Source organism: Bordetella sp. H567, assembly GCF_001704295.1.
GTDB lineage: Bacteria > Pseudomonadota > Gammaproteobacteria > Burkholderiales > Burkholderiaceae_B > Bordetella_C.
The window spans coordinates 3,020,606-3,047,525 of record NZ_CP012334.1 but is presented as its reverse complement, the minus strand read 5'-3'; the positions used below and the strand labels follow the sequence as shown (position 1 = coordinate 3,047,525).

The following is a 26,920-nucleotide window of genomic DNA, read 5'->3' as shown; positions in this document are numbered from 1 at the left end:
TAGATACCGATAGTAGATACCGATAAACAGGAGACAACCATGACATCGCAACGACGCAAGGCGCTCGCCGCCTTGATGGGCGCGGGCTTGCTGGCGACCGTGGGCGCCGCGGTCCAGGCCGCCGACTGGCCCCAGCAGAAACCGATTTCCTATGTGGTGCCGTTCACGCCGGGCGGTTCGACCGACGTCGTGGGCCGCGTCATCGCACAGAAGCTCTCCGAGCGCCTGCACCAGTCGGTGGTGGTGGAAAACAAGCCGGGCGCGGCGGGCGCCATCGGCGCGGCTTATGTGGCGAAGGCCACGCCGGACGGCTACACCCTGTTCGGCGGCACGATCAGCACGCACGCCATCAACCCCAGCCTGTACAAGAACCTGAGCTACGACCCGGTCAAGGATTTCGAACCCGTGTCGCTGGTGGCCACGCTGCCCAATGTGCTGCTGGTCGACCCGCACCTGAAGCTGAAGTCGGTGGCCGACCTGGTCGCGCTGCTGAAGAAGGATCCGTCCAAGCGCACCTTCGCATCGTCCGGCGCCGGCACGTCGACGCACCTGACGGGCGAGCTGTTCGCCCAGACCATCGGCGTGCCGCTGACGCACATTCCCTACAAGGGCACGCCGCCCGCGATGGTGGACGTGTCCTCCGGCAACGTCACCTTCATGTTCGACCAGATGACCGCCGCCTTGCCGCTGTTGCAGCAGGGCAAGCTGCAGCTGCTGGCCGTGACGACGGCCAAGCGCATCGCGCTGGCGCCGGATGTCCCGACGCTGCAGGAAGCCGGCGTGCCCGGCTTTGACGTGTCTTCATGGCAGGCGGTGTATGCCCCCAAGGGCACCCCCAAGCCCATCGTCGATCGCCTGTCCAGGGAAATCGCCGAAATCCTGAAGGAGCCGGACGTGCAGGAAAAACTGGGCAAGACCATGGGCATGGAACTGGTCGGCGGTTCGCCCGAGCAGTTGCGCGAGCTGATGGCGCGGGAAATCCCGCGCTGGGCAGAGGTCGTGAAGAAGTCGGGCGCGAAGGCCGAGTAAGGCGCGCGGCTACTTGCCGCTGCGCCACACGGCCACGCCGGCGAATTCTCCGGTCGCGCGCCCCGGCGCGCGGCTGGCCGCCGCCGCGGCTTGCCGGGCCTCGTCGGCCTCCACGGTTTTGCCGGTGTCGATGAACAGCGCCGCCACCGTGCCGACCGCCAGCAGGCAGGCGGAGATCACGAAGGGCACGGTATAGCTGCCGGTGGCCTGGATCAATACGCCGAAGACCACGGGCGAGACCATGCCGGCGATGCCGAAGCCCGTGTTCATCATCCCGCCCGCCGTGCCCGCATATTTGCCGGCGATATCCAGCGGCAGTGTCCATAGCACCGGATTGGTGATCTCCAGGAAGAAGAAGGACGCGCTCAGCAGCAGCACGGCCACCACCGGATCGCGCACGAACACGACAGGGCCCAGGAACAGCAGCGATCCCAGCATGCCCGTGACCAGCACGGCGCAGCGCGCCATGCGCAGCCGCCCGGTCTTCTTGTACAGGTGGTCCGAAACCACGCCGCCCAGGGTGTCGCCGATGACGCCGGCCAACAGGGGCAGTGCGGTGAACAGGGCCAGCTGCTTCAGGTCGAAGCCGCGCGCTTCCTTCAGATAGGAAGGCAGCCAGGTCAGGTAGACCCACAGCAGCCAGCCGTAGCAGAAGTCGACGAAAGTCACCAGCCACATGCGCCGCACCAGGATGCGCCACGGCGTCTTCGCGGTGCGCGCGCGCTCGCAGTCGCCCTTGCGATAGCCGATCTCGGCCATCTCCTGCGCGTCGATGCGCCGGTGCTGTTCCGGCGAGTTGGTGAATACGAGGGCGTAGAGCGTGGTCCACACCAGGCTCAGCACGCCCAGCAGCAGGAAGGCGTCACGCCATCCGCCGAAGGCGATGACCACCAGGACCAGCGGCGGCGTGACGGCGCCCCCCAGCCGCGCGAAGCTGTGCGTGATGCCTTGCGCGAAGCCGCGCTCGGTCGCCGGCATCCAATAGGTAAAGGCGCGCGTGGCGGTTGGAAACGCGCCGCCTTCGCCCACGCCCAGAAGGAAGCGCATCATTACGAGCATGCCGACGCTACCCGCGAACCCCGTTGCCAGGGTGGCCACGCCCCAGATCAGCGACAGCACGATCAGCACGCGCTTGGGGCCGTATTTGTCGGCAAGCCAGCCGCCGACGATCTGCATGACCGCATAGGGATAGGCGAAGGCCGAGAACACCAGTCCCAGCTGGGTGCTGGTCAGGCCCATTTCCTGTCGGATCATGGGCGCCGCCACCGAAATATTCACGCGGTCGATATATGAGATGAAATACATCAGGCACATGACCCCCAGGATGATGTGGCGGGTCTTCACGTGCGGTAGTCGCTTTCCCATGTCGTCTCCTTCCTGTCTGCGCCGGTCGTCCGGTCGGTCCTTGCTTAGGGCCTGTTAACGCAGCCAGGCGCCTGATTGCGTACTCATGCGAGGCTCCTTCTAGCGTTAACAGGCCCTTACCCGCCTCTAGCTCAACAGCTTCAGGCGCTGTACCTTGCCCGAGGGCCCGCGCGGCAGTTCGGCCACCGTGCGGAACTCCTTGGGGGTCTTGTACCGGCCGAGCTCGCGCAGGCAATGCGCGCGCAGGTCCTCGACATCGATGGCGTCGCCGCGCGGGACGACGAAGGCGACGATCTCCTGGCCGTAGGCGGGATCCGGCATGCCGACGCTGGCCGCCTCCAGCACGCCGGGGTGCTTGAGCAGGGCTTCGTCGATTTCGCGCGGCGCGATGTTCTCGCCGCCCTTGATGATCAATTCCTTGGCGCGGCCGTTGATGTAGAAGTAGCCCTCCGCGTCGCGGTAGCCCAGATCGCCGGTGCGCAGCCAACCGTCGTCCGTGAAGGCCTTGCGCGTTTCGTCGGCCTGCTTGTAGTAGCCGCGCATGACCTGCGGCCCGCGCACGACGATCTCGCCGCATTCGCCTGGGCCCGCTTCGCGGCCGTCGGGCAGCAGCACCTTGGCCTGCGCGCCGCAAGGCAGGCCGATGCTGCCGATGCGCCGCCGGTCCGCGGCGATCGGGTTGCTGAACAGCGGCGCGGCGGTTTCCGTCATGCCCATGGTCTCGATCACGCCGATGCCGAAGCGCCGCTCGAAGGCGCGGTGGTGCTCCGGCGGCAGGGCCGCGGAGGCGGAGCGGCAGAAACGGATGCGGCGCAGGCCCTCGGCATCGACGGGGTCGTCGCCGTTCAGCAGGTAGGCGACGATGGTGGGCACGACGTTGATCCAGGTGCATCCGTGGCCCGTCACGTCGCGCCAGAAGGTGCGCGCGGAAAAGCGCGGTGGCATGACGACCGAGCCGCCATGCGCCAGCGGCGCCAGCAGCGTCACCACCAGCCCGTTGATGTGGTACAGCGGCAGCGACGCCATGACGCGGTCGTCGGGCCCCAGGCCGTGTTCGGCGCTGATGATGCGCGCGTTGGCCAAGAGGTTGGCGTGCGTCAGCAACACCCCCTTGGGCGTGCCGGTCGTGCCGGAGGTGTACATCAGCAGTGCATCGTGATCTGGCGCCGGGCCATCGTGGGGGTGGGCGGCGGGGTCGGGCGCATCTTCCCACGCCTCCGAGGCGGGCTCGCCGTCCGCCAGGACGGCGTGCCGCGCGCGCGGTGCGCATGACGCGACAGCGCCGCTGTCGACGCGAAGCGGGCGCGGCAGGGCCGTATGTCCCTCGGCGCGCAGCTCGGCCAGCGCGGCATCGACAGGCGCCTGCGTCGCGGCCGTCGTGTAGACCAGCCGCGTATCCGAATGGCGCAGGATGTGGCGGGTCTGGACCGGCTGGCACAGCAGGTTGATGGGATTGGCCACCATTCCGCTATACATCAGGCCCAGCAGCAGGCGCGCGGCGTCGGCGCAGTTGCCCATATAGACCGAGACCACGTCGCCGCGCCGCAGGCCTTCTTCGTGCAGGGCAGCCTGCAGCGCGCGGCAATCGTCCCGCAGCTTGCCGTAGGTCAGGACCGTTGCGCCGCCCGGGGCCTGCGCCGCGTCCGCATGGCCCTTGTCCTCGTCCAGGGCGATCAGGTAGGGCTTGTCCGGATGCACCGCCGCGCGCGCGTCGATCAATTCCCGGACGGTGGTGGCCGCGTTCATCGTCCGTACCTCTCGAAAAAGTCGCCCAGCACGTCGTCCAGGTGCGGGACCCGTTCCGGGATGGGGTGGGCGACCCGCGTGATATTCAGGTAGTGGCGGTAGTTCAGGTTGTCGGAGAAGTTGTTGCGGCCCCATGTGCCGCAACCCATGGACAGCGAGAACGGCAGGCCGTTGTCGAAGTTGCCGCCCGTGGCGAAGCAGTGCGATTGATTGACGATGACGCGCGCCACCGGAAGCTCGCGGGCCAGGCTTTCGGCGCGTTCCGGCGTCGCGGTATGCAAGCCGACGGAATGGCCCGCGCCCATATAGGCGTAGATGCGCGCGACGATATCGCACGCATGGGCGAAGTCGCGCGCGCGGTAGACGGTCAGGACGGGCGACAGCTTTTCCCCGGAATAGGGGTGCGCCGGCCCGTAGCCGTCTTCCTCGGCCATCAGGAAGCCCGGCTGCCGCGCGGCGATGGCGGCCAGCCCCGCGCGCGCGGCCAGCGTCGCGGCGTCGCGCGCGGTCATGGCGTGGGAGAGCTTGCCGTCCGGCCACATCGCGCGCTGCAGCCTTGCCTTGTCGGCCGGGTCCAGGAGCACGCCGCCCGCCGCGCTCAGTTCTTCCAGCATGCGTGCGTAGACGGCGTCCTCGATGACCACGCTGTTCTCCGAGGAGCAGCTGGTGGCGTTGTCGAACATCTTGGAGCGTGCGATCCGCTGCGCCGCCAGCGGCAGGTCCGCGCTGGCATCGACGATGGCGGCGACGTTGCCGGCACCCACGCCGAAGGCCGGCGTGCCGCTCTGGTAGGCCATGCGCACATTCGACTGCGAACCGGTGGCGACGACCAGGTCGGCCTGCCGCATCAGTTCCGCGGTGGCCTCTTTGTTCACCGGCGCGGGCAGTATCTGGACCAGGTCCGCGGGCAACCCGCAGCGCGCCAGCTGCGCGTGCGCATAGTCCAGCAGGCGCGCGCATGTGGAATGGCCCTTGGGCGAGGGCGCCACGATGATGGCGTTGCCGCACTTCAGCGCATTGATGATCTTGTTGGCCGGCGTCGCGGCGGGATTGGTCGATGGCGTGATGGCGGCGACCACGCCCACCGGCCGCGCGATCTCGATCAGGCCGCGCGCCGGGTCGCGCGAGATGACCCCGGTGGTCGGCACGCCTTGCAGGTCGCGCATCAGGCCCAGGGTCTTGCGATGGTTCTTGCGTATCTTGTCCGGCACATTGCCCAATCCCGTGTCGGCGACGGCCAGTTCGGCCAGCACGCGGTTGCGGCCGGGCTCCATGATGGCCCAGGCTACCGCCTGCGCCGCGGTGTCCAGGCTCTGCTGCCCGCCGGCAAGCAGGCTGCGTTGCGCGGCGCGGGCGCGTTCGATCATGGCGGCGATCTCGGCGGCACCGGCGCCGGTCCTTGCGGGAACCGGGGGGGCGGCCGCCAGTGTTGCGGTGGCGTTCATGCGTTTCCTTCCTTGCAAGAGAACCGGCCCCCACTCTAGGTCCACTCGCATCGCAGCAAAGTCCCGTTTTTTTCATCTGGCGCGCCAGCGTGTTCCGCTAGAATCGAAAAAAACGCTTTTCGGGACCGACGTTGTCCCGAAAAACAATAAAGTCGTCACAAAAAAATGGATGGACGACAAGAAGAGGGGACCGCAGGAGGAGGCATGACGAATTGGAACCAATCCAATGCGGCGGCCGTCCGCGCTTTCCGGGTGCTGGAAACCCTGGCAAGCGCGGGACGCCCGCTTTCGATGACCGAGCTGGTGGACACCCTCGGCCTTCCCAAGCAGACGGTGCATCGGATCCTGAGCCAGCTGACCGACGCGTGGCTGGTGACGCGCGGCGCCGGCGACCGGCTCTACGAATGTTCGTCGCGGGTGCGGCAACTGGCCGTCAATGTACTCATGCACGCCGGCCCGGCCGCGGCGCGCCATGCGCTGCTGGAGCAACTGGTCGAGCGCATCGGCGAGACCTGCAACCTGACCATGTTGTCCGGCAATGACGTGGTGTATGTCGACCGCGTCGAAACCCGCTGGCCGCTGCGGCTGCATCTGCAGCCGGGTTCCCATGTGCCGCTGCATTGCTCGGCCAGCGGCAAGCTGCTGCTGAGCTTCCTGCCGCACGAGCGGCGCGAGCGCATCCTGGCCACGCTGCCGCTGCGCGCCTATTCCGAACGCACCATCGTCGATCGCGAGCGGCTGCGCGAGGAACTCGCCTTGACGCGCAAGCGGCGGCTGGCGGTGAACGACCAGGAACACCTGCAGGGCCTGATCGCCATCGCGGTGCCGGTGATGCTGGATCGCACGCGCGCCTGCGCCGCCATCGCCGTGCAGGCGCCGGTGGGCAGGCTCACGCTGGACGACCTGGCCGCCTTCGTACCCGACCTGCGCGCCGCCGCGGCCGAGACAGCGGAGACTTTCCGCATGTAGGGCTACAATACCTCGTCTCATTTTCCGGAACGGCTGGCATGACCAAGGCGGATACCCCGACGCTGCGTTCGTTCGCGTTGCTGGAGCACCTGGTGCGGGCCGAGCGGCCGGTTTCGCTGGCGGAGATCGTGCAGGAATTCCCCGCGCCCAAGGCTTCGCTGCACCGCATGCTGGCCTCGCTGGAGGCGGGCGGGCTGGTCATCCGCGAACCGGGACAGAAAAACGCCTACGCGGTCGGCCCCAGGCTGGCCCAGCTGGGCCTGGGCATCGTCATGCTGGCCGGCGAACGGCGCCAGCGGCATGCCATACTGTCGCGGCTGGTGGCGGAGCTGGGCGAAACCTGCAACCTGACCATGCTGCACGAAAGCGAGGTCCTCTACCTGGACCGCATGGAAGCGCCGTGGCCGTTGCGGCTGGACCTCAAGCCCGGCTCGCATGTGCCGGCCCATTGCACCGCCAGCGGCAAGCTGCTGCTGGCCATGCTGCCCCAGGCGCGGCGTACCGCGCTGGTACATGCGCTGAAACTGGAACGCCATACGCCGAACACCATCACCGACGTCGAGCTGCTGGAGGCGGAGCTGGACCGCATCGGCCGCAAGCGCATCGCCATCGACAACGAGGAGTTCCTGACCGGCATCGTCTGCGTGGCCGCGCCGGTGATGGACAAGAACGACGTTTGCCTGGCGGCGATCGCGGTGCACGCGCCGGTGCCCCGCACGCCCCTGTCGCGCGCGCTCGAGTTCGTGCCGCAGTTGCAGCAGGCCGCGCGCGACCTGTCCAAGACCTTCTAGCGTCAGCAAGCCCTAGATCACTTCATCGCGCAGGTAGTACCACTTGTACAGCAGCGCTTGGCCGATGCGCCGGAAGGGTGCGAAGGCATGTCCCGGCAGGGGCGAGTCGTAGATCGGCAGATCCCACTGCGCGCCCGCCTGTCCGACGATGCGCTGCGCCATGCGGCGGCCGGCGGCGGCGGAAAACGACACGCCGTTGCCGCCGTAGCCGCAGGCGTAGTAGATGTGCTGGCCGGGGTCGGGCCGCGCGATGCGCGGCATCATGTCGTGGCTGACGTCGACCCATCCCCACCACGAATAGTCGATCTTCACATCGCGCAAGGCGGGAAACTTGCGTGCCAGCCCCTCCTGCAGCAGGCGCAGGTGGCGCGGATGACGCGCGTCCGCGCCCGTGACCGCGCTGCGGCTGCCGATCTGCATGCGGCCGTCCGGCAGCAGCCGGTAGTAGAAGCGCAGCGTGCGCGTATCGGTGATGAACACGGTGCTGCGCAGGCCGGCCGCCTCGCGCTCCGCGGGCGTCAGCACGCGTGTCACCATGGAATTGGACAGAATGGGCATGATGCGCCCCGACAAGGCCGGATGCAGGCCCTGCGGCGTATACCCACCCGTGGCCACCGCCACGCGGCGCGCCCGTACGACGCCGCCGGGCGTGCGCAGCTGATGGACGCCGCCCACCGTTTCCCAGCCTTGCACGGGGCTGGCCGTGTGCACGCGGGCGCCCAGCGCGCGCGCCTGCCGCAGGTAGCCGTACGCGAGCTTGAGCGGATGCACGCCGATGCCGTCGGGTTCGAGCAGGGCGCCGGCGGCCTCGCGATCCGCCGTATAGCGCGCATGCAGCTCCTCGCGGCTCAACATGCGCGCGTCGTAGCCGAACAGCTCGCGCATGATGCGGGCCTCGTTCTCCAGGAAGGCCAGCTTCTTGCCGCGATGCGCGGTGTAGAGATGGCCTCCGGGCTGCGCGTCGCATTCGATAGACGCGACCAGGCTCTTCCAGTATTCGAAGCCCTCCCGGATTTCCGCATCCAGCCGCCGCGCGGTGTCCAGTCCCCAGCGTGCGATCCACTGCGAGCGATACAGCCGGCCGGAGGCGTTCTGGCCCTGGCCGCCGTTGCGGCTGGTGCAGCCCCACGCGGCCCGGTTGGCCTCCAGCACGACAGCTTGCACACCGTGGTCGCGCGCCAGCGCAAGCGCCGTGGACAGGCCGGTGAACCCGGAGCCGATGACCGCGACGTCGACGTCGATGTCGCCGCGCACCGGTCCATCGTCGGGCGGCGGGGCACCGGCGGATGCGACCCAGTAGGTCGGCGCGTAGTCCTGCCCGTGTCCGGTCCGGGAGACGAGCGGATCGAACAAGGGGTCATAGGGGGCCAGGCCCGGACCTGGCGGGACGCCGGCCGTGGAGGCCGGAGCGGGCGTGGGGACGTATGCGGCCACGATGTATCGCCAGTAGGAGGTCAGTGGGAAAGGGACGATGGGGGGTGACGCTATGGACGGCCGGCGGCTCAGCGCGCGGGCAGCGGCGGCCGGTTCTTGCGGAATGCGTTCTTCACCAGGATCTTGCCGTCGCGGAAAACGAACAGGTCGACCATGTTGGCCTCGATGCGCGTGCCGTCGGGATTGGTGCCGGTGAAGGTGGATTCGGATACGCCGCGGTCGCCCGCGACCCAATGCGTGCCGTTGCGCCACTGTGCATCGGGCACGTTGCGCCACGCTGCCGCGAAGGCCTCGCGCACGGCCTCGCGGCCCACGTGGCGGCTGCCATGCGCCTCCGGTCCCGCCACGGTTTCGAAGACGCAGTCCTCATGCATGAAGGACATCAGGCCCTCGATGTCGTGACGGTTCCAGGCGTCGGCGAAGGCGGCCAGCAGATCGGCGCTGACGGTGGCGGGCATGGGCATCTCCTTTCCTGTTTCATCGTGGATGTGCGGCACAGCGTACGTAGCGCGGACCGCGCGGCTAAGTACCAGTGCGCAGCGTTCGATGGGTCCAGGCCGGCACGCAACTTCCGGTTGACAGCGGGCCGCCCGGCGCCTAGAGTGGCAAAAAATAAGTGGTATGAAACGTTCCGGTTTTCGGAATACCCAGACAACCGCACGCTATCGCCAGACGCCAACGAGGAGGCCAGCCCATGACATCCAGCACCGCACCATCGCAAGCATCCGGTCCGCAACGCATGACGCCGTCCGAGGCCTTCGTCGAGACCCTCGCGGCCAACGGCGTGACCGACATCTTCGGCATCATGGGCTCGGCCTTCATGGATGCCATGGACATCTTCGCGCCGGCCGGCATCCGGCTGATCCCCGTGGTACATGAGCAGGGCGCCGCCCACATGGCCGACGGCTATTCCCGCGTATCGGGGCGCCACGGCGTGGTGATCGGCCAGAACGGCCCGGGCATCAGCAACTGCGTGACCGCCATCGCGGCAGCCTACTGGGCGCACAGTCCCGTGGTCATCGTCACGCCGGAGGCCGGCACCATGGGTATCGGCCTGGGCGGATTCCAGGAAACCAACCAGTTGCCGATGTTCCAGGAGTTCACCAAATACCAGGGCCATGTGACCCATCCCGCGCGCATGGCCGAGTTCACCGCGCGCTGCTTCGATCGCGCCATGGCCGAAATGGGCCCTGCGCAGCTGAATATCCCGCGCGATTACTTCTACGGCGACATCAAGGCGGAAATCCCCCAGCCGCGGCGGCTGGACCGCGGTCCCGGCGGCGACGAAAGCCTGGAGCAAGCCGCGCAGTTGCTGGCCCAGGCCCGCTTTCCCGTCATCATTTCCGGCGGCGGCGTCGTGATGGGCGACGCGGTGGAGGAATGCAAGGCGCTGGCCGAGCGGCTGGGCGCGCCGGTGGTCAACAGCTATCTGCACAACGACTCCTTTCCGGCGCGCCATCCGCTGTGGTGCGGGCCGCTGGGCTACCAGGGCTCGAAGGCGGCCATGAAGCTGATCTCGCGCGCGGACGTCGTGCTGGCCCTGGGTTCGCGCCTGGGTCCGTTCGGCACCTTGCCGCAGCACGGCATGGACTACTGGCCCAAGGACGCCAAGATCATCCAGATCGATGCCGATCACAAGATGCTGGGACTGGTGAAGAAGATCACCGTTGGCATCTGCGGTGACGCGAAGGCGGCGGCCAAGGCCCTGATGACGCGGCTGCAAGGCAAGACGCTGGCCTGCGACGCCACCAAGGCGCAGCGCGCCGACGAAATCGCCGGCGAAAAGGCCGCCTGGGAGAAAGAGCTGGACGAATGGACGCATGAGCGCGATCCCTACAGCCTGGACATGATCGAGGAGCAGAAGCGCGAGAAAACCTTCAACGGCGGCGAGTACCTGCATCCGCGGCAGGTGCTGCGCGAGCTGGAGAAGGCCATGCCGCCGGACGTCATGGTGTCGACGGACATCGGCAACATCAACTCCGTGGCCAACAGCTATCTGCGCTTCGACAAGCCGCGCAGCATGTTCGCGGCGATGAGCTGGGGCAATTGCGGCTATGCCTTTCCCACCATCATCGGCGCCAAGGTGGCGGCCCCGCACCGCCCGGCGATTTCCTATGCCGGCGACGGCGCCTGGGGCATGAGCATGATGGAAACCATGACCTGCGTGCGCCACAACATTCCGGTCACGGCGGTGGTCTTCCATAACCGGCAATGGGGCGCGGAAAAGAAGAACCAGGTGGATTTCTACAACCGCCGCTTCGTGGCGGGCGAGCTGGACAACCAGAGCTTCGCGGCGATCGGCAGGGCGATGGGTGCCGAAGGCATCGTCGTCGACCGCATCGAGCAGGTGGGCGAGGCGCTGCGCAAGGCCGTGGACCTGCAGATGAACCACGGCAAGACCACCATCCTGGAAATCATGTGCACGCGCGAGCTGGGCGATCCCTTCCGCCGCGATGCCCTGTCCCGGCCGGTGCGCTACCTGGAGAAGTACAGGGACTACACCTGATCGGCGGCATCGCCGTCGTTGCGGCCCGGCGCGATCGCGCCGGCCGCCTCCTGGCCCATGGATCTTCAGCGGGGTAAGGCATGCTTGCCTTCGATCACATCCTGGAAAACGCGCGCGCCGATCCGCGCCGCATCGTCCTGTGCGAAGCCGAGGACGCTCGCGTGCTGCGCGCGGCCGCGCGCGCCCGGCAAGAGGGCATCGCCCGCATCGTGCTGGTCGGCGAGGCGAGCCGCATCGCCGGCGCCGCGCGGCAGGCCGGCGTCGTCCTGGACGGCATCGAACAGCACGATCCCGCCGCATCGCCCTTGCGCGACGCCTATGCGCAGGCCTTGTACCGCTTGCGCCAGGCCAAGGGCATGACACGCGAGGCCGCCGCCCAGGCGGTACGCGATCCGCTGTGCTTCGCCAACCTGATGGTGCGGGAAGGGCAGGCCGATGGCGCGGTGTCCGGCGCGTTGCATACCACCGCCGACGTCGTGCGCTGCGCCATCCAGATCGTCGGCGTGGACCCGGCATTCCGGCTGGTGTCCAGCTTCTTCATCATGATGTTCTGCGAGCCCTACCATCGCTGCCAGGGCAGCATGATCTTCGCCGACTGCGGCCTGGTGGTGGATCCGGATGCCGCGCAGCTCGCCGACATCGCCGTCGCGGCGGCAGACAGCGCGCGTACGCTGCTGGAGGAAGAACCGCGCGTGGCGATGCTGTCCTTTTCGACCAACGGCAGCGCCCGGCATCCCGCGGTGGACAAGGTGGCCGATGCGGTGCGCCAGGTGCGGGCCCGGCGGCCAGAACTGGCCGTCGACGGCGACGTGCAGCTGGATGCCGCGCTGGTGGAGGAAATCGCGCATCGCAAGATTCCCGATTCGCGCGTGCATGGCCACGCCAACGTGCTGGTGTTTCCCAGCCTGGAAGCGGGCAATATCGGCTACAAGCTGGCCGAACGCCTGGCGGGCGCGAAAGCCATCGGCCCCTTGCTGCAGGGGCTGCGCAAGCCGGCGAACGATTTGTCGCGTGGGTGCGATGCCGATGACATCTATCGGGTGATCGCTGTCACGGTGGTGCAGGCGCAGGACATGGCCTCCGCGACTTCCATCAGCAGCCGCGTGTCGACCGGGCGCGAGACGTCCAGCGCGATGCCGCGCCTGTAATACGGCGTCAGGTCCTGCCCCACGCCCACGGCCAGGATGGCCATCCGGCCCGCGGCTTCCAGCCGCCCGACGACGTGCCGCAGGTGGCTGTCCAGGTAGTCGGCGCCGTTGGCCTGCACCGTCGCGGCGTCCATCGGCCCGCCGTCGGAAACCACCACCAGCAGCCGGCGCCGGGCATCCCGCTGCATCAGTCGCGCTGCTGCCCACTGGACGGCTTCGCCGTCGATGCCTTCGCGAAACAGGTCGGGCTTGAGCAGCGCCGCGATATCGGCGCGCGCGCGGCGCCACGATCGGCCGGCTTCCTTGAAGACCAGGTGACAGACCTCGTTCAGCCTTCCGGGGCACGCCGGCCGTCCCTGCGCCAGCCAATCCAGGCGCGCCCGGCCGCCATGCCAGGCGCCGGTGGTGTAGCCCAGCACTTCAGTCGGCACGGCCAGATCGTCCAGCGCCCGGGCCAGGGTATCGACGATGGGGGCGATGGCGTCGATGCGGGCCTTCATCGAGCCCGAGCAGTCGATCAGGAAGGTCACCGCCGCATCGGCCTGGCGGCGCATGTGCGGCCGGCGGAATACGTGCCGCTGCGCCGGCGAGCTGACCACCTGCGCCAGGCGCCGCCCGTCCAGCCGGCCCGTTTCCTGTTCGAAGGACCAGCCGTCCTCGCGCGGCGCGCACATCGCGGCGGCCAGGCGCCGCGTCAGCCGCGCCCGATTCAGGCCCGCGGCGGCTACCCGCTGGTCCAGCGCATCCCGCAGCGCGCGCAGCTGCGCCGCACGTACCAGGCGGGCCGCACTGACCTCGACGTCGTACCGGCGGGTATGTACCCGATAGTCGCGGTATGGCTGGGCGGCGGACGCGTCGCCTGCCGCGGCGCCGGCGGCGCCGCTCTCCTTGCCGGCCGGGTCCGCCGGCGCGGTGACCAGCGTAAAGGCCAGCCGCGCGGCGCGCGCATCCGGCGGCGAGGCGTCGGCGCGCGCGGGCGCGGGTTTGGCGTCCAACAGATGGGCGACCCGCCGCGCGACCTCGCGCGCCGCTTCGCCGTAGGCGGCCTGGTCGCCGCGCCGCTCGCGTAGTTCGCGCATGGCCGCGCCCAGGATGGGCGACAGGGTGGCACGCGGCATTTCCATGATGCCTTCCAGCGGCTCGGGCAGCGGCCATCCGGTCAGCCGCATCCACGCCAGTTGCAGCACCGCGAACAGCAGCAGGCCGCTCTCGCTGTCGGCCAGCCGCGCCTGCATGAATGCCAGCGACCACGATTCGAAACGGTGGCGCAGGTTGCGGCGCAAGCCGGGCATGTGCGCCGGCGCCAGGCTTTCCGCCCGCAGTTGCTCCAGCAGTTCGAATACCAGCGCCTGCACGCCGCCGGGCGGACGGATGCGCTGGTGCAGTCCCGAATCCGAATGGATCAGCCGCATCGCGGCGGCATCGGCCATGCCGCGCAGGGCTGGCCCGTCATCCAGGTCCGGATCCGGGCGCAGATGCGGCGCGGACAAGTCCACCGCGGCATCGCCGCGCCACAGGACGCCCTCGCGATAATGCAGGGTGCCGTCGCCCGTCAGCGCGCGCAGCGTGGCCGAGCACAGTGCCACCAGCCGGTATTGGCGCGCCAGCCGGGCTGCGTCCGCGCTCATCCGCCACCCGGCGCCGGGCGGCCCGGCGGGCTTTCCAGTTCGGCGTCGAAGCAGCGCTGGAAGTATTCGGCCACGATGGGCCGTTCCGCCTCGTCGCACTTGTTCAGGAAGCTCAGCCGGAAGGCCAGCGCGGTATCGCCGAATATCCGGATGTTTTCCGCCCAGGTGATGACCGTGCGCGGCGACATCAGGGTGGAGAGGTCGCCGGCCGCATAGCCGCGCCGTGTCAGCGCCGCCAGCCGCAGCATGGCGTCCAGCCGGTCGCGGTCTTCCGGCGTGTCCATGGCGGGAACGCGCGCCAGCACGATGGCTGCTTCTTCCTCGTGGGCCAGGTAGTCCAGGGTGGCGACGATGTTCCAGCGGTCGATCTGCCCCTGGTTCAGCGCGTGGGTGCCGTGATACAGGCCGTTAACGTTGCCCAGGCCGACGGTGTTGGCGGTGGCGAACAGGCGGAAGCCGGGATGCGGCGCGATCACCTGGTTGCGCTCCAGCAGCGTGAGCCGGCCGTCCTTTTCCAGGACGCGCTGGATGACGAACATCACGTCCGGACGCCCGGCGTCGTATTCGTCGAAGATCAGCGCCATGGGCCGGCGCAGCGCCCACGGCAGGATCCCTTCCTCGAACTCGGTGACGTTATGGCCCTCGCGCACCTTGATGACGTCCTTGCCCACCAGCTCCAGGCGGCTGATGTGGCCGTCCAGGTTCACGCGCATGCAAGGCCAGTTCAGCCTTGCGGCGACCTGTTCGATGTGCGTGGATTTGCCCGTGCCGTGCAGCCCCTGCACCAGGACGCGCCGGTTGTGCATGAAGCCGGCCAGGATGGCCAGCGTCACGTCGCGGTTGAACCGATAGGCGGCATCGATCTCCGGCACATGCTCGTCGCGCGTGTCCAGCACCGGCACCATCAGCGGCGTGTCGATGCCGAAAAGGCTGCGCGCGGGGACCAGGCGGTGGGGGTTCTCGCTGGGCGTCACGGGAGGCGGCTCCGCAAGTAAACATCGTTTTCCGGAACAAATCATATCGAAATAACGTGGCGCGAGGCCGGGGGCGCAGCGAAGTGGACGGGAAATCGCGGATATCGGGACTCGCCAGTGCCGCGCTCCCTTGGGCGTTGACAGGCCCTAGCCGACCTGGTGGCGCAGGGGCGCGGCCGCGCAGGCCTCCGGCTCGACCCCGAGCAGGATGGCGCGCAGGCGCGCGCTGGCCTGTTGCAGCAGCGGCAGATTGGCCAGCAGTTCGTCCACCGTCTTGCGCGCGGTGGGGCCGTGGCAAGCCACCGCGGCGATCATCTGGTCCGCTTCGTCCAGGATGGGCACGGCCACCGCCACCATGCCCAGGATGAATTCCTCGTCGTCCACGCCGAAGCGCCGCGCGCGCGGCTCGTCCAGTTCGCGTTCGAGCGTGTCGGCGCGGGTGGTGGTGTTCGGGGTGTGGGCGTCCAGCCGCAACAGCGACAGCATGCGCCGGCGGGCAGGCCCGGGCATGCGTGCCAGGAACAGCTTGCCGCTGGCCGTGCAATGCATGGGAACGCGCACGCCATCGCTGAAATGCAAGCCCAGCGGATGCGGCGCCTCGACGCGCGCGATGTACAGCACCTGGTCGCCGTCCAGCGCGGTCAGGTTGCAGGTTTCGCCGATGTCGTGCACCAGTTGGCGCAGCACGGCCACGCATTCGCGCAGGACGGGACCGCCTTTCAGCATGTCCAGGCCCAGCGTGCGCGCGCGTGGGCCGGGCAGGATGCCGCCCGAGTGCGGCACGCGCACCAGCCAGCCATCCTGCTGCATATCGCGCACCAGCCTCATCATGGTGGTCTTGGGCACATGCATGCGTGCCGCCAGCTGGGCGAGGGTGGGCGGGGCGATCGAGCGCGCGACGGTTTCCATCACGCGCAGCACGCGCAGGGCGCGCGCGGCATCGGCGGTGTCGGTCATGTTGACGGGCCTTTCCTGCGACGGCGTATCGGTGTCGGCGCGATCTTGGCGTACCGGTTGTGGCACGATTTGCGCGCTTTCCGTTCCAGTTTCGCGTTTGCTGCGCCGCGTCAGTCAACACCGTGTCCGGCGCGGCGACAGAATAGGCCACAACGTAGCGTAGGGGCCGCGCAAAAACAAGTTCCAGCGCGGCGTGTCCTCTTGCAGGGGGCATCGCTTCATCAGCCCTCGCGCGCGATGGAGACAAAAGCATGAAGCAGGCGTTCGACTACATCGTCGTCGGCGGCGGTTCCGCCGGCTGCGTGCTCGCCAATCGATTGTCCGCGTGCGGCCGCTATACGGTCTGCCTGGTGGAAGCCGGCCCGCCCGACAGCAATCCGTGGATCCATCTGCCGATCGGCTATGGCAAGACGATGTTCCACAAGACCTTGAACTGGGGCTTCTATACCGATCCCGACCCCGGCATGAACGGACGGCGCATCTATTGGCCGCGCGGCCGCACCCTGGGCGGCAGCAGCTCCATCAACGGCCTGATCTACATACGCGGCCAGAAGGCGGACTACGACGACTGGGCGCGCCAGGGCAACGCCGGCTGGGGCTGGGACGACTGTCTGCCGTACTTCCGCAAGCTGGAAACCAACGACCTGGGGCCCGGTCCCACGCGCGGCGTGGACGGTCCCTTGCACGCAACATCGATCAAGACACGCCATCCCCTGGTGGATGCCTTCATCGACGCGGCTCGCGCCCACGGCGTGCCCCTGCGCCAGGATTTCAACACCGGCGAGCAGGAGGGCGTGGGCTATTACCAATTGACGACCCATCGCGGCCTGCGCCGTTCCACCGCCGTCGCCTACCTGCGTCCCGCGCGCAAGCGGCGCAACCTGACCGTGCTGACCGGACGGCATGTCCTGGCGGTCGTGCTGCGCGACCGCCGCGCGTGCGGCGTCAGGGTACGCGCGCCGGATGGCGCGGTGCAGGAACTGGCCGCGCGCCACGAGGTGCTGCTGTCGGCCGGCGCCTTGAACTCGCCGCAACTGCTGCAGCTATCCGGCATCGGCCCGGCCGGCCTGCTGGGCGAGTTGGGCATTCCGGTGCGGGCCGACCTCCCGGGCGTGGGCGAGAACCTGCAGGATCATCTGCAGATCCGCCTGATCTACCGGGTAAGCCGGCCCATCACCACGAACGACGATCTGCGCACGCTGGGCGGCAAGGCGCGGCTGGCGCTGCAATGGCTGTTGTATCGGGGCGGCGCGCTTGCCATCGGGATCAACCAGGGCGCCTTGTTCGCCCGCGCGCTGGACGCGTCGGATCGGCCGGACATCCAGTTTCATTTCGGCACCTTGTCGGCCGACATGGCGGGCGGCGACGTGCATCCGTTTTCGGGATGCACGTATTCGGTTTGCCAATTGCGCCCGGAATCGCGTGGCCACGTGCGGCTGCGCAGTGCCGATCCCATGCAGCCCCCGTCCATCCAGCCCCGCTACCTGTCCACCGAGCTGGACCGGCGCATGGCGATCGCGGGGGTGCGCTACGCCCGCCGCATCGCCGATACGGAGCCGATGCGCCCGCTGATGGCGGCCGAGTTCCGCCCCGGGCGCGAGGTGGAGAGCGACGAAGGGATCCTGGACTTCTGTCGGGAGCGGGGCGCGACCATTTTCCATCCGTCCGGCACCGCGAAGATGGGGCCGGACGGCGATCCCATGGCGGTCGTCGACAGCCGCTTGCGCGTGCGCGGCGTGGACCGGTTGCGGGTGGTGGATTGTTCCGTGATGCCGACGCTGGTGTCGGGCAACACCAACGTGCCGGTGGTGATGATCGCGGAACGGGCGGCGGACATGATTCTGGAGGATGCCCGCGGCCGCACGTAGCAAGCGCCGCCAGAGGGCATTGGGGCGCCCGGCCGGGCGTGCCCGGATACACCCATGGCCGGCCGCCCCGCGATAGGGGGCCGTGGGAAAAAAACAGGAGACAACCATGGCGCATCACGCTGAACGTTCACAGGTCCGCAGGGTCGTCATCTCTTCGGTGATCGGCGCGACCATCGAGTGGTATGACTTCTTCCTGTACGGGGTCGTCGCGGGCATCGTATTCAACAAGCTGTATTTCCCCGCCGGCGATCCCTTGGTGTCGACCTTGCTTGCCTATGCCACCTTCGCGGTGGGTTTTATCGCCCGGCCGCTGGGCGGCGTGATCTTCGGGCACTTCGGCGACCGCATCGGCCGCAAGAGCATGCTGATCCTGACGCTGATGATCATGGGCGTGTCGACGGTGCTGATCGGCCTGGTGCCCACCTACGACCGCATCGGCCTGTGGGCGCCCGTCGCCTTGCTGTTGTTGCGGGTGGCGCAGGGCATCGGCCTGGGCGGCGAGTGGGGCGGCGCGGTGCTGATGGCTTACGAGTTCGCGCCCCAAAAGGAACGCGGCTTCTATGCATCCATCCCGCAGATGGGACTGTCCATCGGCCTGTGCCTGGCCTCTGGCGTGGTGGCATTGCTGTCGGCCCTGCTGACCGACGCGCAATTCATGGCCTGGGGTTGGCGTGTCGGTTTCCTGCTGTCCGGACTCATGGTGTTCGTGGGCCTGTACATCCGCCTGAACGTGAAGGAAAGCCCCGAGTTCGCGGAAGTGAAGCGCCGCAACCGGCAGACGGACCTGCCCTTCGCCGACATGATGCGCCGCTATCCCGGCAACATCCTGAAGGGCATGGGCGCGCGCTACATCGACGGCGTGTTCTTCAACGTCTTCGGGGTGTTCGTCATCTCGTGGCTGACGCAGAGCGTCAATGTCAGCCGCGGTCAGGCGCTGGGCGGCGTGATGGCGGCAGCCATCATCATGTGCTTCTTCATCCCGTACTTCGGCCGGATGTCGGACCGGCTGGGCCGCACGCGGGTGTATTTCTGGGGCGCCATCGTCAGCGGCATCTCCGCCTTTCCGGCGTTCTGGCTGATGATGGGCAGCGGCGGCGACCCGCTGGTGCTGTGGCTGTCCATCATCATTCCGTTCGGTATCTTCTATGCCGCCGTGTACGGGCCGGAGGCCGCGCTGTTCTGCGAGCTCTTCGATACGCGCGTGCGCTATACCGGCATTTCCTTCGTCTACCAGTTCTCCGGGATATTCGCCTCCGGCATCACGCCCATGATCGCGACGGTGCTGGTGCGCGCCGGCGATGGTTCGCCCTGGTATGTCTGCGGCTATGTGCTGTTTTCCGGGCTGGTGTCGGCGTGGTGCGCCAAGGCGATCCAGAGCCACATCGTCCGCAACCAGCAAGCCGCCGCATATACGGCGGCACCGCCGGCGTGACGCCTGGCGCGGGCCGCCGTGGCGGCATCGGGCGCGCCTGAGCGCCATGGCCGCGTGCCGGGCGCGAAGGCGCCGCGCGGCTACGCCGTGACGGCCCTGCCCATCGCCTGTCCCTGCAGTTCGCGCACGACGCGGGCCAGCATCTCGATGCCGGCGTCTATCTGGCTGGGTCCGATGGAGTTGTATCCCAGCCGTATCGTGTTCAGCGGCATTTCCGCGGCTTCCTTGAAGAACACGTCGCCGGGTTCGATGACCACGCCGCGCGCGACCGCCGCCGTGGCGAGCCGGTTGGTATCCAGCCACGCCGGTCCGCGCACCCAGCACGAGGAGCCCCCGGTCATCGGCACGGCTTCGAAGTCGGGCAGGTGCCGCCGCAGCGCCTGGCTCAGCCTGTCCGCCCGTTCCTGGTAGGCCTGCGACTGGCGCCGCAGCAAGGCATGATGGTGGCCCAGGGCGATGAACAGCGAAAACGCACGCTGGATGTAGGCCGAGGGATGCCGCAGCATCAGCCGGCGCAGGGCGCGCAGTTCGACGATCAGTTCGCGCGGCGCGACGACATAGCCGATGCGCAAGCCCGGCGCGAAGGCCTTGGACAAGCTGCCGACGTAGATCACGTTGCCGCTGCGGTCCAGGCTCTTGAGCGCGGGAATGGGCGCGTCGCCGTGGCGGTTCTCGCTTTCGAAGTCGTCCTCGATGATCATGCAGTCCGCATCGCGGGCCAGGTCCAGCAAGGCCTGCCGGCGGTCGATGGGCATGGTCACGGTCGTGGGGCATTGATGGCTGGGCGTGACGAAGATGTAGTCGCACTCGGCCAGCCGGGCGGTGATGCGCAAGCCGTTCTCGTCCACGGGCAGCCCGTGCAGGCAGGGTGTGCGGCTGGCAAAGATGTTGCGGGCGTCCGGATAGCCCGGATCCTCGATGCCGACGGCCGTCTCGTGGTGGACCAGCAGGTCGGCGATCAGATAAAGCGCGTGCTGGGCGCCCACGGTGATGACGATTTCGTCCGCGCTGGCCCATACGCCGCGCCGCGGCAGCACCTGGGTGCGGATCTGCTCGACCAGCGCGGGATCGTCGTGGGTGATGAGATCCGGCGCCCAGCTGCGGATGTCGAGCACGGAAAGCGCGCGCGTGCAGCATTCGCGCCATTCCGCCGTGGGAAACAGGCCGGCGTCGAACTGGCCATAGACGAAGGGATAAGGCATCTTCTGCCAGTTCGCCGGCTTGACGATGTTGCGCTGCGCCGACGGGCGAAAGCGCAGCCGCTTGTCCCAGCGGTCCTGGCCTTCCGCGGCGGGCGTGGCCGGCCGGGGCGCCGGCGCGGCCAGCCTGCCGTCCAGCACGTCGCCGCTGACGAAATGGCCGCTGCGCTCGCGCGACACCAGGTAGCCTTCGCAGACCAGCTGCTGGTAGGCGAACACGACGGTGTTGCGCGCAATGGCCAGCTGATCGGCCAGGTGCCGGCTGGAAGGCACGGGCGCGCCTGGCGGCAGGTGGCCGGACAGGATGGCCGACACCAGCATCTGCCGCACCCGTTCCTGCAGGCTCAGCGCACTGTCGTTTTCGCGTTCGAACAATTGGTCCCACATGACGGTGTGGGCCCGAGCGGCCTGGCAGGACATGGATTTCCCCCTTGCGCGTGGCGCGGCGCGCGGCCGCTGCCATGATGGTTCGCGTGGGACGTGTCCACGCTTTCCGCGTGGACAGGCCCTAGCGCAAGATACACCGATCGGGCAAAGCCGAAAAACCCGGTGCCTACCCTTATGGCAGGGCAGGCGCGGGGGGTGGGCGGGACGCCCGCGGGGAAGGGTTCAGACGCGGCCTTTCCAGGGGATGAGGATTTTCTCCAGTTGGCGCACCAGCAGGTCGAAGCCCCACGCGAAGGCCCCGATGACGATGATTCCCATGATGACGGTATCGCTGGCGAGAAACTGCGCCGCGTTCAGCACCATGAAGCCCAGCCCGCGGTCCGCGGCCACCATTTCGGCCGCGACCAGCGTGGTCCAGCCCACGCCGATGCCGATGCGCATGCCGGTGAAGATTTCCGGCATGGCCGCCTTCAGGATGACATGGCGGATGATCTGCAGCGGGCTGCCGCCCATCGCATAGGCCGCGTGGATCTGTTCGATGGACACGGAGCGCACGCCGGCGCGCGCGGCGATCGCCATGGGCGCGAATATCGCCAGGTAGATGAGGAAAATCTTGGGGAACTCGCCGATGCCGAACCAGATGATGACCAGCGGCAGGTAGGCCAGGGGCGGCAGCGGGCGGTAGAACTCGATGGGTGGGTCGAAGATGCCGCGCGCGATGCGGCTCACGCCCATCAGGATGCCCACCGGAACGGCGGTCACGCAGGCCAGGACGAAGGCACCGAAGACCCGCGAAAGACTGGCTTGCGTGTGTTCCCACAAGGTGGAATTCGCCACGCCATCGACCGAGGCCTGGATGAATTTTTCGTACACGGCCTGGGGCGAGGGCAGGAACAGCGGCTTGACCAGGCCGGTGTTGGTCAGCAGGAACCACAGGCCCACCAGCGCGAGGGCCGTCAGCAGGCTGATGTGGCCGCTGTAGCCGGCGCCGGGAGCGCCATAGACCTTGCCGGGAGGCGCCGGACGGCCGCCCCGGCGCGGGTCAGCCATGAACCATTTCCGTCTCGCCGGCCGCGCGCTCGTCGCCATAGATGATGCCGAGGATGCGCTCTCGCATTTCGATGAAATCCTGACTTGACTTGATGGCGCGTGCATCGTGCGACTCCAGGAAGCGGCGGTTGAAATCCAGGGCGTAGGTATGGGTGATGCGCCCCGGCCGCGGCGACATGACGATCAGGCGCGAGCCCAGGAACAGGGCTTCCTCGACGCTGTGCGTGATGAAGAAGAACATCTTGCCGGTGTGCTGCCAGACCTCGAGCAGCAACTCCTGGATGCTCTCGCGGGTCAGCGCGTCCAGCGCCGCCATGGGCTCGTCCATCAGCAGGATGGCCGGATCGCAGGTCAGCGCGCGGGCGACGCCCACGCGCTGCTGCATGCCGCCCGAGAGCTGGTAGATCATGTGCTGGTGGAAATCCTGCAGGCCGACCAGGGCAAGGTTGCGCGTGGCGCGCTCGCGGCGCTCCTGGCGCGGCACGCCCTGCAGACGCAGCCCGAACTCGACATTCTGGATGACGTTCAGCCACGGCAGCAGGGCGTGTTTCTGGAATACCACGCCGCGGTCCGCGCCGGGACCGTTGATGTAGCGTCCGCCCAGGGTGATCTCGCCGGTGCTGGGTGACAGGAAGCCGGCCAGCAGGCTCAGCAGCGTGGTCTTGCCGCAGCCGCTCGCGCCCAGGGCCACCACGAAATCGCCACGCTCCATTGTCAGGTTCACGCCCTGCAAGGCCGTGACGGGGCCGCTGTCGCGCAGGCCCGGGTACGTCACGCTGACATCGCGCAGCTGCAGGGTTTCGATCTGTTCCATCGTCGGCGGCTCCGGTCGCGGTTACTGCGTCGCGGCCGCCTTGGCGTAGCGGTCCTCGACGTAGGGACTGTAGTCGCCCAGCGCCTTGTCGATCTGCTTCTGCGATTGCAGGAAGGTCGCGCTGGCTTGCAGGGCGCGCACCGCGCCGCTTTGCTTGCCTCCTCCCAGCCAGGTGGGCGATGCCTGCGCCTCGGCGACCGGGTAGTCCAGCAGTTTCAGCGCGTCCACCATGTCCTGCGGCTTGCCACCGATCAGCCGCACCATGCCCTTGACCTGCGGCGAATCGACCGTCCAGCTCTTGCCGTTGGCGCGGTAGTCGGCATAGGCCTTGGCCAACACCCCCGTGAACGCGGCCATGAAGGCCGGGTTCTTCTGTGCCCACGCCTTGTCGGCGACGATGCCGTCGAAGGTCGGCACGCTGGCCTTGCCGATCTCGTCGGAATCCGCGATGGTCTTGCCCGATTTCTGGATTTCGGTCAGCGCCGGGGGCCACACGTACGCGGCGTCGATATCGCCGCGCTGCCATGCCGCCACGATCTGGGGCGGCGTCATGTTCAGGATGCGTACGTCGCGGGGCGGGATCTTCCACACGTTCTCCAGCCCGACCAGCAGGTGGAAGTGCGAGGTGGAGACGAAGGGCACCGCGATGCGCTTGCCCTTGAGGTCGGCCGTGCTGTTGATGCCGCTGCCGTCCCGCGCCACCAGGGCCTCGGACTTGCCGATGTTGTCCAGGATCCAGAACAATTCGAGCCCGACGCCGCGCGTGGCGGCGGCGGTGATGCCCGTGGAGCCCAGCACCCCGATCGGGACGTTGCCGGAGGCCAGCGCCGTCGAAATATCGCCCGCGGACTTGAACTGCCGCCAGTCGATGGTGTAGCCCGCCTGCTTGGCGGCCGCATCGAAGCTGCCGTCGGCGATGGCGGTCAGGAAGGGACCGACGATAAGCTGGTAGCCGACGACCACCTTGGTTTGCGCCTGGGCGGCGCCACCGGCCAGCAGGGCGCCCAACGCGAGCAGCATCGCGCGGCACGCAATACGTGGAAACAATCTCATGGATTTCTCCTTGCGGGCGTCGGCGCACGGGCGCCGCTCGGGATGGGGATAGTTGCCGGGCCAGTGTGCCCAGAGGCACACCGCGGCACTAGGTCCAGATGCCCGCATTAGTAGGAGCCAGAGCAGGCGCTGTGCTCTGTGCAAGCGCCTGTCTAGGGATTACCACTTAGCCAGGACGGCGTAGGCCGGCTGTCGCCACGGGCGGCCGAGCCGCTGCGACCCGCGCCTCCCTGACCGGAAAGCCCGCCGCCACGGGATGAACCGGGCGGCCCTCGCCATTCAGCTACCCGGTCTTTTTGGTGTATGCGCTGCACCAGCCGTTTGCCTCGACGATCTTGCCGGAAAAGATCGTACAGGGCCCATTGGCGGCGGTGCCGCCTTGGTAGAGTTGACAGTCGCCACAACGCTGGGCGGCGTTGTGGTTCGGGAATTTGCTCTGGTCCACTTGCTTGGTGTCGTCCTTGTAGCCCAACGCCATGGCTTGCGGGTCATTCTCCTCGAGCTTGGCTGCGGCGGCACGCGAGGCCACCGGAAGCCCGACAGCGGAGACAGCAAGGATCTGTGAAACGTTCTTCAGGAAAATGCGGCGGGTAGTCATTTCGGCTCCTATGAAGTAAGGCGAGCATCAGGCGCATGCCATGGCGCTACGGGCGTTAGTTTGCACCTTCCCGTCGATAAATTCCGGCGCCCCCGCGGCGTGGTCGTCCATTTTTTGTATCCGCGCGTCCAGAAAGTGCAGATGCGTACGTCCGGCCAACCGCTTTTGCGGCAATGCAGGCGTGGCACTGTTAGACTCGGCCGGCGTACCTGTAAATCCCCAAGCCGATGAATCAATTCAACCCGCGCTCGCTACTGGGCGCCCTCATAAACGCTCCCATGCGCCCAGGTCGCGTGGTATGGATGGGCATTCGGCCGGAGCGCCGGGCAGTGCCGTTGTCGGTGAACGAGGTGCGCCTGGAAGCCGGCCGAGGCGTCCTGGGCGATCACTATCGCAATCCAGAGGGCCCCAGGCAAGTGACCCTGATCCAATCGGAGAATCTTGCGGCGGTCGCCAGCTATTTACGCAAAGACCATGTGGATCCCAGCTGGGTGCGCCGCAACATCGTCACCAGCGGCATCAATCTGCTCGCGCTCAAGGGGCGGCGCTTGCGCGTCGGTGAAGCCATACTCGAAGTGACTGGGGAATGTCATCCATGTTCGAGAATGGAAGAGAATCTAGGCGTGGGTGGATACAATGCGATGCGAGGCATCGGCGGAATCACCGCGCGCGTTCTCCAAAGCGGTCTCGTACGTGTCGAAGACTCTGTCGAAGCCGTGCCGGACGAACCCCAGGCGTCCGCCGCATCAGACACCTGATCCCGTAGTCGCTGCAACCTCGCCTGTTTCATCCGTCCGATCCGAGAGCCTCTCTTTTCTAGACTCTTGCAAGAGCTCGGTCAGACGCGTCACCGCTTCGGTCAGTCGCAGGACTTCCTGCGCACGCAGCTGGTCGATCTTTTCATGAAGAAGCTCTATTTCGAGCTCGGCCTTGATGTTGATTCGATAGTCGTTCGCAGCGGCCTTTCTGTCGATGTCCTGCTGCCTGTTCTGGCTCATCATGATGAAAGGCGCAGCGTAAGCGGCTTGGAAAGAGAGCGCGAGATTGAGCAGGATAAAAGGGTAAGGATCCCAGCGGTGCATCGCACCGAACAGGTTCGCCGCGATCCAGCCCAAGAGCACGAGTGACTGGGCAATGATGAATGTCCATGATCCCATGACGCTGACCACGGCATCCGCCACGCGCTGGCCCAGCGTAAGCGGCTCTTTCACCGTGCATTCTTCCACGTCGTCCGGGCGCAGGGAGCGTCTAAGCAATCGCAAGTCAGCGAGGAGTTCCTGTTCTGTCTGTTCCATGTCTATCCATCCGTGGACCATTGTCCTGGTCGCCAACGCACTTTATGAGCTTCGGCTTAGGCACGGAAGCGCCGATTGCCGATTTGGACGCAAGGATAGCTTTTCCGGACTTCTCAGCACAGAATCGCTCGCGATCCGGGAATTCAGCGGGGGCCGCCATTCGGGATGGCATGGCGCCCTGAATTGGACGATAGGACACAACATTGGGATTTGTGAATCGCATCCGCGTTCTACACTGGAACGCTCGCTTTGGTCAGGAGATTTCCATGACACATACCACCGCCGATAAGCGGGCTGCGTTCCGCGCCATGCACGAGCAAGGCTGTTTCATTCTGCCCAATGCATGGGACGTGGGCAGCGCCCGGTTCCTGCAAGGCTTGGGATTCGACGGATTGGCAACAACCAGCGCCGGTTTTGCCTGGTCCGACGGACGCGCGGACAATACCTCGTCGTGCCAGATGGTCCTGCAGCGCATGCGAGATATCGTCCGGGCTACGGATCTGCCCGTGAACGCGGATTTCGAGAACGGATTTGCCGATGACCTGGACGGACTGGGTGAAAACGTCTGCCGCGCGGTGCAAACAGGCGTGGCCGCGCTTTCCATCGAGGACTCCAGGGTCGATGCAGATTCCCCACTGTTTTCGATCGATGAAGCCGTCGAACGCCTGCGTGTGGCGCGAAGCCGCATCGATGAGATGGGCGGCGACACACTGTTGGTGGGCCGCGCCGAGAATTTCTTCATCGGACGTCCTGATCTGGCCGATACGGTGACGCGTATCAAGGCCTACGCCGAAGCCGGGGCCGACATTCTGTATGCGCCTGGCATATCGACGCCGCAGGAGATAGCGGCAGTCGTCGCTGCAGCGGGTGGCAAGCCGGTCAATCTTCTCATCGGATCGGATAGCACCTTGACACTGCAGGAAATCGCCCGGTTGGGAGTGCGGCGCATCAGCGTAGGAGCGGCTCTGGCACGGTCCGCGTGGGGGGGCTTCATGCGGGCAGCGGCCGCCTTGGCGCGCGGTGAGCTCAACGGCTTTGGCGAATTGGCAAATGGCCGTCAATTGAATACCTACTTCCAGGTCACCGGCGAACGTCGGCTGGCGGCGCAGCCGGCAAGTATCACCGGAAAAGTGGAGTACCGCGAAGGAGATGGACCGTTGCTCACGATCCCGAAGGGCAAGGTCGAAGTTGAAACGACTGCGGTCGATGCGGTCGTCACATGGTCTGACGGC

The 26,920-nt window shown here is 67.3% G+C and carries 22 protein-coding genes and 1 pseudogene; 9 read left to right on the top strand and 14 right to left on the bottom strand.

Annotated features, from left to right (window positions below; all coding sequences use genetic code 11):
- Positions 1–39: 39 nt before the first annotated feature.
- Complete coding sequence (locus AKI39_RS13710; RefSeq protein ID WP_066636896.1) at positions 40–1,029, top strand: Bug family tripartite tricarboxylate transporter substrate binding protein; 990 nt, start codon at positions 40–42, stop codon at positions 1,027–1,029.
- A 9-nt stretch (positions 1,030–1,038) separates the two neighbouring features.
- Here the strand turns inward: AKI39_RS13710 and AKI39_RS13705 are convergent, their stop codons facing one another.
- From AKI39_RS13705 to sauS, 3 genes are all read right to left on the bottom strand, one after another.
- Positions 1,039–2,394, bottom strand: a complete 1,356-nt coding sequence (locus AKI39_RS13705; RefSeq protein ID WP_066636893.1) for an MFS transporter — start codon at positions 2,392–2,394, stop codon at positions 1,039–1,041.
- 126 nt (positions 2,395–2,520) lie between these two features.
- A complete protein-coding gene (locus AKI39_RS13700; RefSeq protein ID WP_066636890.1) occupies positions 2,521–4,140 on the bottom strand; it encodes an AMP-binding protein in 1,620 nt (539 codons plus the stop codon).
- Positions 4,137–5,585 carry an acylating sulfoacetaldehyde dehydrogenase gene (gene sauS / locus AKI39_RS13695; RefSeq protein WP_066636887.1) on the bottom strand — a complete coding sequence of 483 codons (1,449 nt, stop codon included), beginning with the start codon at positions 5,583–5,585 and terminating at the stop codon, positions 4,137–4,139. Before sauS ends, AKI39_RS13700 begins: the two co-directional genes overlap by 4 nt.
- Before the next feature lie 204 nt (positions 5,586–5,789).
- On the opposite strand from sauS, the gene AKI39_RS13690 reads away from it, so the two are divergent.
- Positions 5,790–6,554 (top strand): IclR family transcriptional regulator, encoded by a 765-nt coding sequence (locus tag AKI39_RS13690; RefSeq protein ID WP_066636884.1) that lies wholly within the window; start codon positions 5,790–5,792, stop codon positions 6,552–6,554.
- A 38-nt stretch (positions 6,555–6,592) separates the two neighbouring features.
- Complete coding sequence (locus AKI39_RS13685; RefSeq protein WP_066636882.1) at positions 6,593–7,345, top strand: IclR family transcriptional regulator; 753 nt, start codon at positions 6,593–6,595, stop codon at positions 7,343–7,345.
- Positions 7,346–7,357: 12 nt separating this feature from the next.
- Here the strand turns inward: AKI39_RS13685 and AKI39_RS13680 are convergent, their stop codons facing one another.
- Positions 7,358–8,716: an NAD(P)/FAD-dependent oxidoreductase gene (locus tag AKI39_RS13680; protein ID WP_235610829.1), complete on the bottom strand. Its 1,359-nt coding sequence runs from the start codon at positions 8,714–8,716 to the stop codon at positions 7,358–7,360.
- A 131-nt stretch (positions 8,717–8,847) separates the two neighbouring features.
- Positions 8,848–9,237, bottom strand: a complete 390-nt coding sequence (locus tag AKI39_RS13675) for a nuclear transport factor 2 family protein (RefSeq protein ID WP_066642950.1) — start codon at positions 9,235–9,237, stop codon at positions 8,848–8,850.
- Between the two features lie 236 nt (positions 9,238–9,473).
- Here AKI39_RS13675 and xsc point away from each other — a divergent pair, with 236 nt between their 5' ends.
- Together xsc and pta are read left to right on the top strand one after the other, a co-directional pair.
- Positions 9,474–11,285 (top strand): sulfoacetaldehyde acetyltransferase, encoded by a 1,812-nt coding sequence (gene xsc / locus AKI39_RS13670; RefSeq protein WP_066636876.1) that lies wholly within the window; start codon positions 9,474–9,476, stop codon positions 11,283–11,285.
- Positions 11,286–11,365: 80 nt separating this feature from the next.
- Positions 11,366–12,433: a phosphate acetyltransferase gene (pta, locus tag AKI39_RS24930; protein WP_076879699.1), complete on the top strand. Its 1,068-nt coding sequence runs from the start codon at positions 11,366–11,368 to the stop codon at positions 12,431–12,433.
- Here the strand turns inward: pta and AKI39_RS13660 are convergent.
- From AKI39_RS13660 to AKI39_RS13650, 3 genes are all read right to left on the bottom strand, one after another.
- Positions 12,319–14,061 carry a cobaltochelatase CobT-related protein gene (locus tag AKI39_RS13660; protein WP_066636870.1) on the bottom strand — a complete coding sequence of 581 codons (1,743 nt, stop codon included), beginning with the start codon at positions 14,059–14,061 and terminating at the stop codon, positions 12,319–12,321. The genes pta and AKI39_RS13660 overlap by 115 nt on opposite strands.
- A complete protein-coding gene (locus AKI39_RS13655) occupies positions 14,058–15,035 on the bottom strand; it encodes an AAA family ATPase (RefSeq protein ID WP_066636868.1) in 978 nt (325 codons plus the stop codon). The genes AKI39_RS13660 and AKI39_RS13655 overlap by 4 nt, the downstream gene beginning before the upstream one ends.
- Positions 15,036–15,182: 147 nt before the next feature.
- Positions 15,183–15,992: an IclR family transcriptional regulator gene (locus AKI39_RS13650; RefSeq protein ID WP_083228842.1), complete on the bottom strand. Its 810-nt coding sequence runs from the start codon at positions 15,990–15,992 to the stop codon at positions 15,183–15,185.
- Positions 15,993–16,243: 251 nt separating this feature from the next.
- On the opposite strand from AKI39_RS13650, the gene AKI39_RS13645 reads away from it, so the two are divergent.
- Both AKI39_RS13645 and AKI39_RS13640 read left to right on the top strand, forming a co-directional pair.
- Complete coding sequence (locus AKI39_RS13645; RefSeq protein ID WP_066636864.1) at positions 16,244–17,860, top strand: GMC family oxidoreductase; 1,617 nt, start codon at positions 16,244–16,246, stop codon at positions 17,858–17,860.
- Between the two features lie 106 nt (positions 17,861–17,966).
- On the top strand, positions 17,967–19,292 hold the full coding sequence (locus AKI39_RS13640; RefSeq protein ID WP_066636861.1) for an MFS transporter: 1,326 nt from the start codon (positions 17,967–17,969) through the stop codon (positions 19,290–19,292).
- Between the two features lie 80 nt (positions 19,293–19,372).
- Here AKI39_RS13640 and pdxR read toward each other — a convergent pair whose 3' ends face one another.
- The 5 genes from pdxR to AKI39_RS13615 all read right to left on the bottom strand — a co-directional run bounded on the left by pdxR (position 19,373) and on the right by AKI39_RS13615 (position 24,393).
- Positions 19,373–20,911: a MocR-like pyridoxine biosynthesis transcription factor PdxR gene (pdxR, locus tag AKI39_RS13635; protein WP_066636859.1), complete on the bottom strand. Its 1,539-nt coding sequence runs from the start codon at positions 20,909–20,911 to the stop codon at positions 19,373–19,375.
- Between the two features lie 189 nt (positions 20,912–21,100).
- Complete coding sequence (locus AKI39_RS13630; RefSeq protein ID WP_066636856.1) at positions 21,101–21,928, bottom strand: ABC transporter permease subunit; 828 nt, start codon at positions 21,926–21,928, stop codon at positions 21,101–21,103.
- Positions 21,921–22,742, bottom strand: a complete 822-nt coding sequence (locus tag AKI39_RS13625; RefSeq protein ID WP_201258505.1) for a taurine ABC transporter ATP-binding protein — start codon at positions 22,740–22,742, stop codon at positions 21,921–21,923. Before AKI39_RS13625 ends, AKI39_RS13630 begins: the two co-directional genes overlap by 8 nt.
- A gap of 21 nt (positions 22,743–22,763) precedes the next feature.
- The gene (tauA, locus tag AKI39_RS13620; protein ID WP_066636853.1) at positions 22,764–23,795 is read right to left on the bottom strand and encodes a taurine ABC transporter substrate-binding protein; all 1,032 of its coding nucleotides are present in this window, start codon (positions 23,793–23,795) and stop codon (positions 22,764–22,766) included.
- A 283-nt stretch (positions 23,796–24,078) separates the two neighbouring features.
- Positions 24,079–24,393 carry a high-potential iron-sulfur protein gene (locus AKI39_RS13615; RefSeq protein WP_066636851.1) on the bottom strand — a complete coding sequence of 105 codons (315 nt, stop codon included), beginning with the start codon at positions 24,391–24,393 and terminating at the stop codon, positions 24,079–24,081.
- Between the two features lie 227 nt (positions 24,394–24,620).
- Here AKI39_RS13615 and AKI39_RS24925 point away from each other — a divergent pair, with 227 nt between their 5' ends.
- Positions 24,621–25,151, top strand: coding sequence for an MOSC domain-containing protein (locus AKI39_RS24925; RefSeq protein WP_076879698.1), 531 nt, complete (start codon positions 24,621–24,623; stop codon positions 25,149–25,151).
- Here the strand turns inward: AKI39_RS24925 and AKI39_RS13610 are convergent.
- A complete protein-coding gene (locus AKI39_RS13610) occupies positions 25,140–25,688 on the bottom strand; it encodes a DUF1003 domain-containing protein (RefSeq protein WP_235610646.1) in 549 nt (182 codons plus the stop codon). The two genes, AKI39_RS24925 and AKI39_RS13610, sit on opposite strands and share 12 nt — an antisense overlap.
- Before the next feature lie 266 nt (positions 25,689–25,954).
- Here AKI39_RS13610 and AKI39_RS13605 point away from each other — a divergent pair.
- Positions 25,955–26,764, top strand: a pseudogene (locus AKI39_RS13605) (isocitrate lyase/PEP mutase family protein); the annotation flags it as partial.
- Between the last annotated feature and the right edge of the window lie 156 nt (positions 26,765–26,920).

Coding starts and splice junctions, on each gene's coding strand:
- AKI39_RS13630 (WP_066636856.1), bottom strand. CDS start 21,928: ATGGCTGACCCGCGCCGGGGCGGCCGTCCGGCGCCTCCCGGCAAGGTC.
- AKI39_RS24925 (WP_076879698.1), top strand. CDS start 24,621: ATGAATCAATTCAACCCGCGCTCGCTACTGGGCGCCCTCATAAACGCT.
- AKI39_RS13650 (WP_083228842.1), bottom strand. CDS start 15,992: ATGACCGACACCGCCGATGCCGCGCGCGCCCTGCGCGTGCTGCGCGTG.
- AKI39_RS13685 (WP_066636882.1), top strand. CDS start 6,593: ATGACCAAGGCGGATACCCCGACGCTGCGTTCGTTCGCGTTGCTGGAG.
- AKI39_RS13610 (WP_235610646.1), bottom strand. CDS start 25,688: ATGGAACAGACAGAACAGGAACTCCTCGCTGACTTGCGATTGCTTAGA.
- AKI39_RS13710 (WP_066636896.1), top strand. CDS start 40: ATGACATCGCAACGACGCAAGGCGCTCGCCGCCTTGATGGGCGCGGGC.
- tauA (WP_066636853.1), bottom strand. CDS start 23,795: ATGAGATTGTTTCCACGTATTGCGTGCCGCGCGATGCTGCTCGCGTTG.
- pdxR (WP_066636859.1), bottom strand. CDS start 20,911: ATGTCCTGCCAGGCCGCTCGGGCCCACACCGTCATGTGGGACCAATTG.
- AKI39_RS13690 (WP_066636884.1), top strand. CDS start 5,790: ATGACGAATTGGAACCAATCCAATGCGGCGGCCGTCCGCGCTTTCCGG.
- AKI39_RS13660 (WP_066636870.1), bottom strand. CDS start 14,061: ATGAGCGCGGACGCAGCCCGGCTGGCGCGCCAATACCGGCTGGTGGCA.
- AKI39_RS13615 (WP_066636851.1), bottom strand. CDS start 24,393: ATGACTACCCGCCGCATTTTCCTGAAGAACGTTTCACAGATCCTTGCT.
- AKI39_RS13705 (WP_066636893.1), bottom strand. CDS start 2,394: ATGGGAAAGCGACTACCGCACGTGAAGACCCGCCACATCATCCTGGGG.
- AKI39_RS13625 (WP_201258505.1), bottom strand. CDS start 22,742: ATGGAACAGATCGAAACCCTGCAGCTGCGCGATGTCAGCGTGACGTAC.
- pta (WP_076879699.1), top strand. CDS start 11,366: ATGCTTGCCTTCGATCACATCCTGGAAAACGCGCGCGCCGATCCGCGC.
- AKI39_RS13700 (WP_066636890.1), bottom strand. CDS start 4,140: ATGAACGCGGCCACCACCGTCCGGGAATTGATCGACGCGCGCGCGGCG.
- AKI39_RS13675 (WP_066642950.1), bottom strand. CDS start 9,237: ATGCCCGCCACCGTCAGCGCCGATCTGCTGGCCGCCTTCGCCGACGCC.
- xsc (WP_066636876.1), top strand. CDS start 9,474: ATGACATCCAGCACCGCACCATCGCAAGCATCCGGTCCGCAACGCATG.
- AKI39_RS13640 (WP_066636861.1), top strand. CDS start 17,967: ATGGCGCATCACGCTGAACGTTCACAGGTCCGCAGGGTCGTCATCTCT.
- AKI39_RS13645 (WP_066636864.1), top strand. CDS start 16,244: ATGAAGCAGGCGTTCGACTACATCGTCGTCGGCGGCGGTTCCGCCGGC.
- sauS (WP_066636887.1), bottom strand. CDS start 5,585: ATGAACGCCACCGCAACACTGGCGGCCGCCCCCCCGGTTCCCGCAAGG.